The organism is Microbacterium sp. bgisy203 (assembly GCF_965345155.1).
Taxonomy (GTDB): domain Bacteria; phylum Actinomycetota; class Actinomycetes; order Actinomycetales; family Microbacteriaceae; genus Microbacterium.
Genome location: NZ_CBDRLZ010000002.1, coordinates 98103 through 111589, shown reverse-complemented (window position 1 = coordinate 111589; position 13487 = coordinate 98103). Strand labels below are relative to the sequence as shown.

11 protein-coding genes are annotated in these 13487 nt (G+C 69.1%); 7 read left to right on the top strand and 4 right to left on the bottom strand.

The genetic code is table 11. The features are described 5' to 3' along the window. Positions 1-13 precede the first annotated feature (13 nt). Entirely contained in the window at positions 14-1006 is a 993-nt protein-coding gene (locus ACRVYW_RS03920; RefSeq protein ID WP_431801922.1) for a glycosyltransferase family 2 protein, read from the top strand. Here the strand turns inward: ACRVYW_RS03920 and ACRVYW_RS03915 are convergent. The 4 genes from ACRVYW_RS03915 to ACRVYW_RS03900 form a co-directional block, all read right to left on the bottom strand. After that, entirely contained in the window at positions 934-2142 is a 1209-nt protein-coding gene (locus ACRVYW_RS03915) for a glycosyltransferase (protein WP_431801920.1), read from the bottom strand. The two genes, ACRVYW_RS03920 and ACRVYW_RS03915, sit on opposite strands and share 73 nt — an antisense overlap. A gap of 49 nt (positions 2143-2191) precedes the next feature. Beyond that, entirely contained in the window at positions 2192-3721 is a 1530-nt protein-coding gene (locus ACRVYW_RS03910; protein ID WP_431801919.1) for a sugar transferase, read from the bottom strand. A gap of 256 nt (positions 3722-3977) precedes the next feature. Then, a complete protein-coding gene (locus ACRVYW_RS03905) occupies positions 3978-4961 on the bottom strand; it encodes a glycosyltransferase family protein (protein ID WP_431802582.1) in 984 nt (327 codons plus the stop codon). A gap of 215 nt (positions 4962-5176) precedes the next feature. Then, entirely contained in the window at positions 5177-5596 is a 420-nt protein-coding gene (locus tag ACRVYW_RS03900) for an acyltransferase (RefSeq protein ID WP_431801917.1), read from the bottom strand. A gap of 368 nt (positions 5597-5964) precedes the next feature. On the opposite strand from ACRVYW_RS03900, the gene ACRVYW_RS03895 reads away from it, so the two are divergent. The 6 genes from ACRVYW_RS03895 to ACRVYW_RS03870 are packed head-to-tail and all read left to right on the top strand — an operon-like array spanning position 5965 to position 13351. Further along, positions 5965-7695, top strand: a complete 1731-nt coding sequence (locus ACRVYW_RS03895) for a fatty acyl-AMP ligase (RefSeq protein WP_431801915.1) — start codon at positions 5965-5967, stop codon at positions 7693-7695. Beyond that, complete coding sequence (locus ACRVYW_RS03890) at positions 7692-9416, top strand: acyl-CoA dehydrogenase family protein (protein ID WP_431801913.1); 1725 nt, start codon at positions 7692-7694, stop codon at positions 9414-9416. Before ACRVYW_RS03895 ends, ACRVYW_RS03890 begins: the two co-directional genes overlap by 4 nt. Beyond that, positions 9404-11170 carry an acyl-CoA dehydrogenase gene (locus ACRVYW_RS03885; protein WP_431801911.1) on the top strand — a complete coding sequence of 589 codons (1767 nt, stop codon included), beginning with the start codon at positions 9404-9406 and terminating at the stop codon, positions 11168-11170. The genes ACRVYW_RS03890 and ACRVYW_RS03885 overlap by 13 nt, the downstream gene beginning before the upstream one ends. Beyond that, entirely contained in the window at positions 11167-11418 is a 252-nt protein-coding gene (locus ACRVYW_RS03880; protein ID WP_431801909.1) for an acyl carrier protein, read from the top strand. The genes ACRVYW_RS03885 and ACRVYW_RS03880 overlap by 4 nt, the downstream gene beginning before the upstream one ends. A gap of 11 nt (positions 11419-11429) precedes the next feature. Then, positions 11430-12050, top strand: coding sequence for a 4'-phosphopantetheinyl transferase family protein (locus ACRVYW_RS03875; protein WP_431801907.1), 621 nt, complete (start codon positions 11430-11432; stop codon positions 12048-12050). Further along, complete coding sequence (locus ACRVYW_RS03870) at positions 12047-13351, top strand: UDP-glucose dehydrogenase family protein (protein ID WP_431801906.1); 1305 nt, start codon at positions 12047-12049, stop codon at positions 13349-13351. Before ACRVYW_RS03875 ends, ACRVYW_RS03870 begins: the two co-directional genes overlap by 4 nt. The last annotated feature ends 136 nt before the right edge of the window (positions 13352-13487 follow it).

Genomic DNA, 13487 nt, shown 5'->3' with positions numbered 1-13487 from the left:
GCGCGCACCGACCATGTCGACCGATGTCAGCATCGTGATGGTGAACTACAACACGCGCGACCAGACCGTCGACGCCGTGAAGTCGGTCCTGCGCGAGCGGGGCGACGTGTCAGCGCAGATCATCGTCGTCGACAACGGCAGCGAAGACGGGTCGGTCGAAGGTCTCGAGGATCTGCGCAGCACACTCCCCGACCCCTCTGTCATCGACATCGTCGACGCGGGCGAGAATCTCGGGTTCGCCCGAGCGGTCAACGTCGGCGTGGAGCGGGCGCGAGGCGACTATGTGCTGCTGCTCAATCCCGACACGACCATGCTCGAGGGGAGCCTTCCCGCCCTCGTGCGCTTCGCACGCGCCAACCCGCAGTATGGGGTCTTCGGAGGCCGCACCGTGCGGCCCGACGGCGGCGTCGAGCCGTCATCGTGCTGGGGCGCGCCGAGCCTGTGGTCGCTGACCGCGTTCGCCCTGCTGCTGTCGACACTGTTCCGGCAATCGCGCCTCTTCGACCCGGAGTCCCTCGGGACCTGGCCACGCGACACGATCCGCGAAGTGCCGATCATCACGGGATGCCTTCTTCTCATGGCCCTGAACGATTTCCGGGCCATCGGCGGAATGGACGAAGACTTCTTCCTCTACGGAGAGGATGCCGAACTCAGCATGCGCGCGCGCGCCCATGGCATGACCTGCATCGTGTACCCGCCGGCGACGATCGTCCACACCGTCGGCGGATCGTCCACGAGCACGACCAAGGGGGCGATGGTCATGGCGGGCAAGGTGACCTACCTCAACAAGACCTGGTCGCCGCGCCGCGCCGCCGTCGGGCGAGCACTTCTGCACACCGGTGTCGCCGCACGCGCGGCGTTGGAGATGGCTACGCTGCGGGGGCACCGACCCTGGGGCGCGGTCTGGCGAGGTCGCCGCGACTGGGCACCGGGCTACCCCGCCGCCCGCGCCGCGATCTTCGGCGACTCGTCGCGGGCGGACGACGTGAGCGTCGCGCCGGCCTGAGCAGCGGCCGCCCGGCCCGCTTCAGCCGGTCCGAGGATCCATCGACTCACGTCCTCGAGGAAACGTGCCGTATCGAAGCTGAGCGCCCGACGACGCGCGTCGCCCGCATCGAGCGACCCCGCACGATCCACCGCCGACGCCACAGCGACAGGGTCGTCGATGTCGACGTGGAAGCCCGTCACGCCGTCGAGCACCGACTCGGCCGCGCCGCCGATCCGGTTGACGATCACGGGGCATCCTGCCGCCATCGCCTCGACCGGGATGATCCCGAAGTCCTCCACGGGAGGGAACACGAACACCAGCGCCCGTTGGAAGAGTGCTCGCATCATCGCATCCGAGACGAACCCGAGCATGTGCACCGGGACCGTCGACTCCGCGGCGAGGGCCTGGAGCCTGGCCGCTTCGGGGCCGGTGCCCGCCAGCACGACCGGTACACCGATGCGTCGTCCCATTCCGATCACCGCGTCGTGCCTCTTGTAGGGCACGAGACGAGAGGCCGCCATGAGGAAGCCGCGCTCGGGCAACGACTCCAGAATGTCCTGCTCCTGCTCCGTGAGCCTGTCGCGCCACTCGCCGCCCTCGACGATCCCCGCGGCATCCACGGGAGGGTAGATCACCCGCGCGTCCCGCTCCCAGGCGCGGATGATCCGCCGGCGGACGAACTCGCTGTTCGCCGCGAGATCGCCCGCGTCGCGCGCCGCTGCGCGGTCGACCGCGCGCAGCACCGAACGCGGGGCCGACATCAGCGCCCCCGCTCCGCGACCGTCCAACGACGGCTCCCACAGGTAGCGGGCCGGCGTGTGCACATACGAGAACTTGGGCGTGGAGCCGTCCACGGCGCCGAATCGGCAGTGGTGGGCGAAGACATACGTGCTCGTGAGCACCCAGTCCGGCTCGAAATCCACCCGCGCCCGCTTCCAGGTCGACGACATGAGCGGCAACGCGAGCGCTTTGTGACGACGCAGCGTCGTCCTCGCCATCCACGACTCCGCCACCGTGTCGGGGGCGAACCTTTCATCGTCGTCGCACCACAGCGCGAACAACCGAGAGTCGGGCAACGCGATGCGCAGGGCGTCGAGGACCTGCTCAGCCCCACCCGACCGTTCGATCCACTCCTGCACGATCAGACCTGTCATGTCCGCCCCCATCCGTGTGCTGCACGTACGCACCCCCGGCGCGCGTTCCTCAATACGCTCCGTCGCCCTTCACGACGGCCCGCACTGTCTTGGCGAGGATCACGATGTCGCCCGAGAGGGACCAGTTCTCGACGTAGTAGAGGTCGATCTTGACGCTCTCCTCCCACGTCAGATTCGAGCGGCCGCTCACCTGCCAGAGCCCCGTGACCCCGGGCCGTGTGAGCAAGCGCCGACTGACGTGGGACTCGTACTGCTCCACCTCGCTCGGCAGCGGAGGTCGCGGACCGACGAGGCTCATGTCACCGCGGACGACATTCCACAACTGCGGCAGCTCGTCGAGCGAGTACTTGCGGAGGAACCGCCCTGCACGCGTGATCCTCGGGTCATCGGCCATCTTGAACAGCACGCCGTTGCCCTGATCGGCGTCGCGGAGCGCCGCCAGGCGCGCCTCGGCATCCACCACCATCGACCGGAACTTCAGCATCTCGAATCGCGAACCGTTCGCGCCGACCCGCCCCTGACGGAAGATCACCGGCCCGCCGTCACTCGCGCGGATCGCGACCGCGATCGCGATGAGGAGCGGCGACAGGATCACCAGGGCGAGTGTGCCGAGCGCAACATCGAACGCGCGCTTGGCGATGTGCGCCGTGCCCGAGTACCGCGGCAGATCGACATGCACCATTGGCAGCCCGTTGATCGGTCGCATATGAATGCGGGGGCCGGCGACGTCCGTGAGACGCGACATCAGGATCAGCTCCACATTGGAGTTCTCGAACTCCCAGCCCAGACGCCGGATCGCCTCGTTGCCACCCGGCAGGCTGCCCGCCACCATCACCGCGCGCGCTCGACTGCGCTTGGAGACCTCCGCTACCTTGGCGAGCTCGATGAACGCGAGGTCGTAGCCATCGACGGGGGCCGATCCGCGATCGGGGCTCGACAGAGGAAGCGAGGGCATGCTCACCGCGATCGCGCGGTACCCCACCCGATAGTTCCGCCGCAGGTCGCGAACGACCCGAAGGACGTCCTCTTCCGAGCCCACAATGACCGTCCCCGTCATGCACCGACCACGACGACGCAGCGAATGGAGGCAGGTGCGCCAGACGCCGCGTGAGACCACGAGCATCACGAGACCCACCGGCAGCGCCACTGCGAGATAGCCGCGCGCGATGTCGACCTGCAGCAGGAACGCGACGATCGCAAGAACACCGAAAGTACCGAACGTCGCCTGCAGCACCCGTTGATACTCGACCATGCCAGTGCCGATGTTGCGATGCACGCGGGTGCGGAACGCCGACAGCGCGACCATCCAGATAAGGACAACACCGCCGCCGAGGAGAAGGTACGCGAGGTCGGTGCGCGACCCTCCCGGTTCGCCGAATCTCAAGAATTGGGCCAGCGCGACGGCCAGCACGACGGTGGCCAGGTCCGTCGCCACGAGACCGATGACGAGGCGCCGCCGCCAGCCGAGGCGACGCGGCTGTCTCGCGATCTCGGCACCCGCCGAGATGATCGGAGTGAGCGTCGCCGCCGGCAGGGCAAGCGAACGAACAGGTGCTGCAATAGTCGATTCCGCGGCCATCGGCCCCCCCAGGCCTTCTCAGCGTCCCCCCGGACGCCTCCGACACTCTCGCGTAGAGCCAGCTGCTCGCTCCACGATCACTAACAGATCGCGTGGTGCTTGGGGTCCAAGCATGCCCGCTCCGGCGAGCTCGCTCCACCCCTTCAAGACGTTCGTTACACAAGTTTCGGCGCCGCGTGACACTCCGTTAACACTGCGGCCGAACAGCCACTCGGACGCGCGGGAAGGGCAGTGTCTCGGACGCCGCAGACGCCGACTACGCCGCGCGCCGAGCGATGGCGAAGATCGTCTCGTGCCGCGCGGCCCAGGAGTTCTGATCGACGAATCTCATCCGCTCGTCCTCAGTCGCTCGACCGCGCTCGAGTGCTTCGTCGATGACATCGACGAAGTCGGCCACCGAGTCGACGAGATAGACACGATCGTCGATCCCGCGCACCGGAGGCAGATCGATCGATAGCACCGGGCACCCCGCCGCCAGGTACTCGTACAGCTTCAGGGGGCTCATAGCCTCCGTCAGCGGCGTCCGCCGATGCGCGACCAGGCAGAGCTCCGCGTTGCGGAGCGTCGCGACCAGCTCGGCGCGCCCGACGCTCAGGTGCACGTGCACGTTCGCGAGCGCCGCGGCATCCGCCACATACGAGCGATCCGGCAGGGGGCCGAGCAAGACGATCTGCAACTGCGGCCGCGCTCGCGCCAGGGCCACGATTCCGGGAACATCCAGTCGCGAATCGAGCGTGCCGACGTAGACCGCGCGCGGACCGGGGATGTCCGCAAACCACCGCGGCGCCTCGGGCCGTGCGCCTGACCATTCTGCAGGCTCGACACCGTTCGGCACGACCTCGTGCGGTCCCGTCGGAGCGATGCGATCGATGATCTGCTGCGACACGGCGGTGACCGCACGACCCGAGACTGCGATGCGCGCATACGCCACACGGAACGCATCCCAATACTCTTCGCGTCCAGGCGAGCTCAGCCAGTCATCGCGCGCGAAATAGGTCGCGCTTCGCGCCCAGTCGAGCGCGGCGTACCCCGCCACGAGAGGATTCGTCGTGAGCACCAGCGGGTCACGCAGCCCACGCCGCGCCACCGCGCGGGCGAGGGCGCCGTCGTACGCGGCGTAGTCGCACTCGACGGCCGCGACCTCCGGACGGTCGACACGGCGCAGTCGCATCGGCGACAGGAGCCAGCGGTCCGTCAGCGACGGAAAGCGGGCGTCGCGATCGAGAAGCGGGCCGGCCATCACGCGCGGCGCCCATCGAAAGGGGTTGGCGATGAGCAACCGCCGCACCTGAGGGCTCGCTATGAGACTGGCGGCGATGCGATCCGGAGGACGCATCATCCCGCGACGTACGGCATCGGTGTATGTCTCGAACGAGAACGTGAAGACAACGTCGTCGGCGTCGCCCGGCGTCGGGGGCGCGACCGTGCGATCGCCCGCACGCGAGTCCGCCGCGCTCACGAGACCGGCAGCTCTCGCACGACCCTGGCTGGAGCGCCCACGGCGACCGAGCGCGGGGGAACGTCACCGGCGACGACCGAGTTCGCCCCGATGACCGACTGCTCTCCGATCGTCACACCCGGGAGAATGACCGCGTTCTGCCCGATCCAGCTGCCCCGTCCGATGCGCACCGCGCGCGGCGCCGTCATCCCCTGATCGCGGATCGGGACGTCGGTGCGCGAGAAGGAATGAGAGTGATCGGAGATGTACACCCCGGACGCGATTCCCACCGCTTCCTCGATCACGACGCTGTGGACGGCGGAGATCGAGGTTCCGCGCATCCGCACTCGATCGTGGATCACGAGTACCGGTCCGGGCGATTCACGAGAGGGAACCATGAGCCAACTGCCCGCGGCGATCAGCACGTTCTCGCCCACCGCGATCTTCTCCGCGCCGGCGATGCGGGTGGGTAGCAGGATGCGCGAGCCCCCTCCGAAGCTGTGGAAGGCCGAAGCGGCGAGCCTGCTAAAGACAGAGTCTCGCGCTCGCTGCAAACCGATGAAGACATCCAGTACGTGCACGAGCCCCCGATTCCCGACACCCCCGGCAACCCGTATCCCCGCTGCCTCTCGGGCAGGCTATTACGCCGATCCGGCCAACTCACGCGAGTGCGGCAGAGTTTACGCCCGCGTAACAGGTTGGACGTCTGCATCCGCCACCCTGATTCCACGGAAGGCGAAGGGGACGCACTTCCGCTTGGGTGGCTGCGCCGCCCGGGAATTCGGTGCCGCGAAGGGGGACGGCAGTGAGCACAGACAAGGGGCCGGCGATCATCGCCCGGCTACGCGGGGCTGCAGCATCGGCAGCGGGGCGGGGCGTGACGTTCCACACGTCGCCCGATGATGCCGAGCAACTCTCGTACTCAGACCTCGACGCCGACGCTCGCGCACGAGCCGCGGCGTGGCGCGCGGAGGGCCTTCGCCCCGGCGACATCGCCGTGCTCGCCTTCGAACCCGGGTTGCCTTTCATCCGCGCCCTCGTCGCATGCCTCTACGCCGGTGTCACGGCGGCCCCCACACCGATCACCGCGACCCGCAGTCCCGAGGCGGCGCTCACTCGTCTCGATGCGATCATCCACGACAGCGGGGCGTCGGCGGTCCTCGCCAACGCCGGCGCGCTCCGCGCGCTCGGCGTCGAGGACGACGGCGGCCCCCTGGGCATCCCCTTGATCATCGTCGACGGGCCCGCCGACGGTGACCCCGACGCGTGGGAGCCGCCGGAGAGGGCCGAGAGCGACCTCGCGATCCTCCAGTACACGTCAGGGTCGACGGGATCACCCAAGGGCGTGATGATCTCGTACGGTAACCTGCTCGCCAACCAACTCGCGATGCACGACGTCTCGCAGATGTCGGCCACGAGCGTCTGCGTGGGCTGGTTGCCGCACTACCACGACATGGGACTCATCGGCCTGATCCTGCAGCCGCTCTACCACGGCGCGCAATTGATCCTGACATCGCCCTCGCAGTTCCTGCGGCGCCCTCTGCTGTGGTTGACGCTGTTGAGCCGCAACCGCGCGACGCATACGGTCGGCCCGGATTTCGCGTTCGCTCTGTGTACCCGGCTCGCGACGGATGAACAGATCACCGACCTCGATCTCTCCGCGCTCGAAACGGTGATCACGGGCGCCGAGCCCGTACGGATCACGACGCTCGACCAGTTCACCGAACGCTTCTCCGCGGCAGGTTTCAGAGGCGAAGCGTTTGTGCCCGCTTTCGGCATGGCCGAGACCACGCTCCTCGTGAGCGCTCACCGATCCGCCACGCCGCCGACTGCGGTCACCGTCTCCGCCGTCGGCCTCGAACTCGGCGAGGTGCGCCCTCCCACCGAGGAGGAGAGGCCGGTCGATCTCGTCCTCTGCGGCGCGCCGGCACGAGACACCGAGATCGTGATGGTCGATCCCGATCGGCGCGTGCCGGTCGGCATCGGTGCGGTCGGCGAGATCTGGGTGCGCGGCGCCAGCGTCGCGCAGGGCTACTGGAACCGCCCGGACGCGACGCTCGAAGAGTTTGGAGCGACGATGATGGGCGACGACCGCCCGTTCTTCCGCACGGGCGATCTCGGCACGATGATCGACGGTGAGGTTGTGATCACCGGTCGACTCAAGGATCTGATCATCATCCGTGGTCGCAACATCTACCCGCAGGACCTCGAGCAACTCGCCGCGTCGGCGTTCCCACGAGGAGCCGTCGCCGCGGCGTTCGAACTGCCCGACACCGCGCAAGAGGCGGCGATCGTCGTGGAAGCGGATCTCGGCGACACCGACGACGCTGCCGAGATCGTCGCGCTGATCCGACGCCGCGTGCGCGACGAGTTCGGGCTGCCTGGCGCGGGCGTCGTGCTCATTCGGAAGGGCTCGCTCCCACGAACGACGAGCGGCAAGGTCCAGCGCTCGCTCACGCGGTCGTTGCTGACCGCGAACCGCATGCCCGTCCTGCATGCCGATGGCATCGAGGTGCCGAGAACGGTCGACGCATGAGTGGCACGGCGACGCGCGACGCCGCGCCCGCACTGCGCCGCGACACCGCGCCACTGTCTGCGGCGCGCGCCTTCGACGCGTTCCTCGGTCGGCGAGACCTCGCCGGTGGTGTGGTGGATGCCGTCCGCGCGATCGACCTCGACGAGGCATCCGCCTTCCCGACCGAAGAGATCGCCGCGATCGACGCATGGGGGCTGCAGCGATGGTACGTCCCGGAGAAGCACGGGGGCCGGCTCGTCGACACCCTCGACCCCGTCCTCATGATCCGCCACCTCGCCGGGCGGGACGTCACCGCGGCCGTCGCCCACGGCAAGACCTTCCTCGGCTCGGTGTGCTCGTGGGTGGCGGGCGGAGAGATCGCCGAGACCACTGCGGACATCGCGCTGCGCGGAGAGCCCATCTCGTGGGGTCTGACCGAGAAGGGACGCGGGTCCGACCTGTCGCAGTCGTCGACGACCGCCCGCGTCGAGGCGCGTGAGATCCTCCTCGACGGCACGAAGTGGCCTATCAACAACGCGACGCGGGGTCGCGCCGTGACCGTGCTGGCCCGCACGAGCGATGCCGGCGGCCCGCGGTCGCTGTCTCTCGTCTTCCTCGACAAGGCCGAGGTCGATCCCGGGACGCTCTCCTACGAGCCGAAGGTCGCCACACACGGCATTCGCGGAGCCGACATCAGCGGCATCCGCTTCTCGGCGACGAGGACCGCACCCGAACGGCTCGTGGGACAGGAAGGCCACGGGCTCGAGCTCGTCCTGAAGAGCCTGCAGCTCACGCGGCCGCTCACGACCGCGCTGTCCCTCGGCGCTGCCGACCAGGGGCTGTCGATCGCGCTGTCGTTCGCCCGATCGCGCCGCCTCTACGGCAGCCTCCTCATCGGCCTTCCCGCCGCGCGGCGCACGCTCGCCGAGGCGGCTGCCGACACCCTCATCGCGGAGTGCGTGATGCTCGTCGGTGCCCGCACCATCCACAGCGCTCCCGACGAGATGGCGATCGTCAGTGCCCTCGTGAAGTTTCTCGCCCCCGACACGGTCGACGCGATGTTCCGGAACCTGACATCCTTCCTCGGGGCACGCTCGCAGCTCGTGGGGTTCGCCGGAGCAGGCGCGTTCCAGAAGGCGGCGCGCGACAACCGGGTCGTGGGCATCTTCGACGGCAATTCGATCGTCAACCTCAACGTGCTCATCAACGAGCTCCCGGGGCAGCTGCGGCCGGCGGACCCCCCGGACCTCGCGGCGCTCCTCGCTCCGCTCGCGCTCTCCTGGCGGACGAGCGGACTGCCGGCCCAGTCGCTTCGGCTGGTGACCCGGCGCGGATCCTCACTCCTCCGGGCGGTGCCGGAGCTCGTCGCGGCGGTGACGGGCCGGGGCGGAGCGGAGGTGGCGGCGGCGGCGCAGACGATCGCTGACGCCTACCGATCAATGGTGGAGGATGCCGCGGCACTCCCCCGCCAGGGGCAACCTCACCCGCGGGCGTTCCGGGTCGCCGAGCGACTCGCTGTCGTCTTCGGCGGGGCGTGCGCGATGGCGGTCTATCTCGCCCGACGCGACGTCGTCGCGGATCACTTCGCCGACGGCGCATGGCTCTCCGGCGTGCTCCAGCGGATCGCCCAGCGCCTCGGCGCGCAGCCGCTCTCGCGCGGCGCCACCGATACCCTTCTCGACGCCGCCGTCGCCGCGCACGAGACGGGTGTCGTCTCCCTCCTGCGGGGGTGGTCGGCGTGACCCCCGGGGCGACCACACCCGACCTCGAGCTCCTCCTCGGAGACCCACACGTTCCGGGGCCCTTCGATTACGCGTCGATCCTCGAAGACGACGACGCGCGACGCCTCAACGCGTTCGCCGAGACCGTGCTCACCGACTGGGGCGCGGGCGCGGAGTTCACCCCCGCGCGATGGGGCGGACGCTGGATCGCCACGGACGATCTCGTCACGCGCCTACGACCCGTCTTCCGACGCGATCCGTCCGTCGGGCTGGGATACGGTCTCACCACCTTGATGGCCGCCGTCACCGTGTGGGTCGCGGGCAGCGACGATCAGAAGGCGGCGACGGCGGCGCGGCTGTTGCGCGGCGAGCGCATCGCCGTGGGGTTCCATGAGATATCGCACGGTAACGACTTGCTGCACAATGAGTGCCGCGCCATCCCCGCTCCCGGCGGCTGGACCGTGTCGGGCACCAAATCCGTGATCAACAACGTCGACCGCGCGCAGTCGGTGGTCATCATGGCTCGCACGCGCATCGACGGGCCCGCGGCCCGTCAGTTCTCGCTCCTGATGTGGAACAAGACGCCGGCATCGCTTCCGCACGCGGACACAGCCGCCCGCGTGCGTACGGCGGGGATGCGGGGGTGCATGATCGGGGCGGCGCAGTTCGACGCGCTCCCCATCCCGAGCACGCACGTGATCGGCGCCGAGGGGACGGCGCTCGAAACGACGCTGAAGGCGTTCCAAGTCACCCGCGCTGTGATTCCGGCGCTCGCCGTCGGGTCCGTCGAGGCGGCGCTGGACGAATCGATCCGGTACGCACGCGAGCGTACGCTCTACGGTGGCCGCGTGCTCGACATCCCGCATGCACGATCGCTGTTCGCCGATGCGCTGGCCGACACGCTCGCGGCCGACGCGCTGAGCCGAGCGGTGGTGCGTGGGCTCCACCTCACTCCGCGGGAGAGCTTCTTCCTCACCGCCGCGTCGAAGTACCTCACGCCGCAGCTTCTCAACGATGCGATGCAGAACCTCTCGGTCCTGGCCGGCTCGACGTTCTACGCGCGCGTGGATCCGTTCGGCATCGTCGAGAAGATCCTGCGCGACATCGCGGTCGTGCCCATCGGACATGCGGGGAGCATGGCCTGCCTGTCGACGATGGTGTCGCATCTCGCGGCGTGGTCGCGACGGTCGTCGTCGACGGCGCAGACGCGTCGAGATCTGTTCGACACCGAGGCACTCGGACCGCTCGATTTCGCCGCGCTGGGTCTCGGTGCCGGGTCATCCGACCCGCTCGGCGCGGCGCTGACCGATCCCGACATCCTCGCTCTTCTCTCCATCGAGGCACCTGCTCTCGTGCCTCTCGTGGAGGCTGCCGCCCGACATCTCGACGCGCAGCGCGCTCTGACGTCGGTGCTTCCTCCCGACGCATTCACCGTCGACGCGGCGCCCGAAGTCTTCGACATCGCCGTCGCGATCACCCAATGCCTCGCCGCCGGCGCCGTCGTAGGAACGTGGGCGGCGTGCCGGTCGACAGGAGGGCCGCTCGCCGATCCTGTGATCGTGGAGGGATGCCTCCGGCGCCTACTCTCCCGACGGGAGAACGCTCCCGACCCGCTGCCCGATGCCATCATCGACAGACTGGTCGCGCACGGAGAGCGTTGCGTCGCCGCGTCATCGTCGATGGGCGTCGATCCGGTACGGCTGGCTCAGGATGCCGCGGCGCCGTCCCCCCGGCCTCACACCGACCGAACCGAGACACAGGAGGACCCGAAATGACCACGATCGCCACAGAGGACATCGAGAGGTGGCTGGCTTCGCGCGTCGTCGCCTACGGGAAGGTCGCGGCGGACACCTTCACCGTGGACACCCCGCTCAGCGAGCTCGGCCTTGACTCCGTCTACGCGTTGACGCTCTGCGGCGACATCGAAGACGAGTACGGGCTCGAGGTCGATCCGACCATCGTGTGGGACTATCCGACGATTCGTGAGCTCGCCGGTGGCATCGCCGACCTCGCGGCGAAGTGACGGGCCTCACGGTGCCCGGACACATCATCGTGCGCCAGAGCTCGCTTTCCGGGCGGCGCGCGTGGTCGGTCCAGGACGCGGACGAATTGCTCGGTGACGACATTACGGCCTGCCGCGACATGTCGGCCGCGCGGCGGGAGCAGTACCTGAAGAGTCGCTCCCTGATCCGCGACATCGTCGTCAACGAGCTCGGCGACGCGTGGCACGGGTTCCAGCACAAGGGCCAGACCGGGCCACCGCGGCTGCGGGACTCGTCGCGGAGCGTCTCCATCACGCACTGCGGAGCGCACGTCGCGGTCGCGGTCGCGTCGGGTGTCGAGGTCGGGATCGACATCGAACGGACGGATGCCGTCTTCGACAGTCCCTCGCTGCAGCGCCGCATGTGCACACCGGGAGAGCTCGCCCGTGCGGCGTCGATGCGTCCGTTGGAGCGCAGGCGGTGGCTGACGCGACTGTGGACAGTGAAGGAGGCCTACGTGAAGTCGCGCGGACGGGGCCTCTCGCTCGATCTGCGTGCGGTGGATTCCGCAGATCTTCCCGCCCACCGCCGATCGGCTTGGGTCAGCACCGAATCGGTGTGCGCGGACGTCGCGCTCACGGTCGTCTGGGCAGAAGGAGGAAGCCGGCCATGAAGCTCTCGGTCATCGGTTGCGGGTATCTGGGTGCTGTGCACGCGGCGGCGATGGCCTCGATCGGGCATGAGGTCGTCGGCATCGACGTCGACGCGCGCAAGATCGACGCGCTCTCGCGGGGCGAGGCCCCTTTCTACGAGCCGGGCCTGCCCGAGATCCTCGCCGAAGGTCTCGCGTCTGGTCGGCTGACGTTCACGACGGACATGTCCCAGGCATCCGGAGCGAAGGTGCATTTCGTCGGTGTCGGCACGCCGCAGCAGAAGGACGGGTACGCCGCCGACCTCACCTATGTCAACGCCGCGGTCGGCGGGCTCCTGCCGTACTTGTCTCCCGGCGACGTTGTCGCGGGGAAGTCCACCGTGCCCGTGGGGACCGCCGCCGAGCTTTCGCCCCGAGTCGCGGCGACCGGCGCGACCCTCGTGTGGAACCCGGAGTTCCTGCGCGAAGGGTTCGCCGTGAAGGACACGGTCGACCCCGACCGGCTCGTCGTCGGGGTGGGGCCAGGCGATGACACCTCCGCCGACATCCTCCGCGAGGTGTACGCGCCGGCGGTGGCGAAGGGCACCCCGTACCTCGTCACCGACCTCGCCACCGCCGAGCTCGTCAAGGTCGCCGCGAACGCGTTCCTGGCCACCAAGATCAGCTTCATCAACGCGATGGCCGAGATCGCCGAAGTCACCGGCGCCGACGTCACCCAACTCGCCGACGCGATCGGACACGACGTCCGCATCGGACGCCGATTCCTCGGCGCCGGCATCGGCTTCGGCGGCGGGTGCCTCCCCAAAGACATCCGCGCTTTCTCGGCCCGCGCCGAGGAACTCGGTCGCGGCGAATCGGTCGCGTTCCTCCGCGAAGTCGACGAGATCAACCTCCGCCGCCGCGACCGCGCCGTCCAACTCGTCATCGAAGGCCTCGGCGGATCGGTGTTCGAGAAGAAGATCGCCGTCCTCGGAGCCGCGTTCAAACCGCACAGCGACGACATCCGCGACTCCCCCGCGCTCGATGTCGCCGTACGCCTGCACGGCCTCGGCGCGAACGTCGTCGTCACCGACCCCGAAGCCATCGACAACGCCCGGCGCCTCCACCCGCAACTCACCTACGAGGCATCTCGAGACGAAGCTATCCGTGACGCGGATGCCGTCGTCCTCGTCACCGAGTGGGACGAATACCGCCGCGAGCTCAGCCCAGACCACGCCTCGGCCCTCACCCCCGGGCGCGTCATCGTCGACGGGCGCAACGGCCTCGACGCGGCCGCCTGGCGCAACGGCGGGTGGGACTACTACGGGATGGGGCGCCCGTGACCAGTCATAGCCGGCGCGGGCGTCGACGCCGCACAAGATCGATGCGAGATCGGCTGAGTTCCGACATCCGCGCCACATCGCCGCTCGCCGGCCTCCCATGATCGGGCTCGACGAGACCGCCCGGAGTCTCGTCATC

What these genes read in the sequence shown, in the direction of transcription:
- ACRVYW_RS03920 (WP_431801922.1), top strand. Translation starts at nt 14, where the DNA reads ATGTCGACCGATGTCAGCATCGTGATGGTGAACTACAACACGCGCGAC.
- ACRVYW_RS03915 (WP_431801920.1), bottom strand. Translation starts at nt 2,142, where the DNA reads ATGACAGGTCTGATCGTGCAGGAGTGGATCGAACGGTCGGGTGGGGCT.
- ACRVYW_RS03910 (WP_431801919.1), bottom strand. Translation starts at nt 3,721, where the DNA reads ATGGCCGCGGAATCGACTATTGCAGCACCTGTTCGTTCGCTTGCCCTG.
- ACRVYW_RS03905 (WP_431802582.1), bottom strand. Translation starts at nt 4,961, where the DNA reads ATGGCCGGCCCGCTTCTCGATCGCGACGCCCGCTTTCCGTCGCTGACG.
- ACRVYW_RS03890 (WP_431801913.1), top strand. Translation starts at nt 7,692, where the DNA reads ATGAGTGGCACGGCGACGCGCGACGCCGCGCCCGCACTGCGCCGCGAC.
- ACRVYW_RS03880 (WP_431801909.1), top strand. Translation starts at nt 11,167, where the DNA reads ATGACCACGATCGCCACAGAGGACATCGAGAGGTGGCTGGCTTCGCGC.
- ACRVYW_RS03870 (WP_431801906.1), top strand. Translation starts at nt 12,047, where the DNA reads ATGAAGCTCTCGGTCATCGGTTGCGGGTATCTGGGTGCTGTGCACGCG.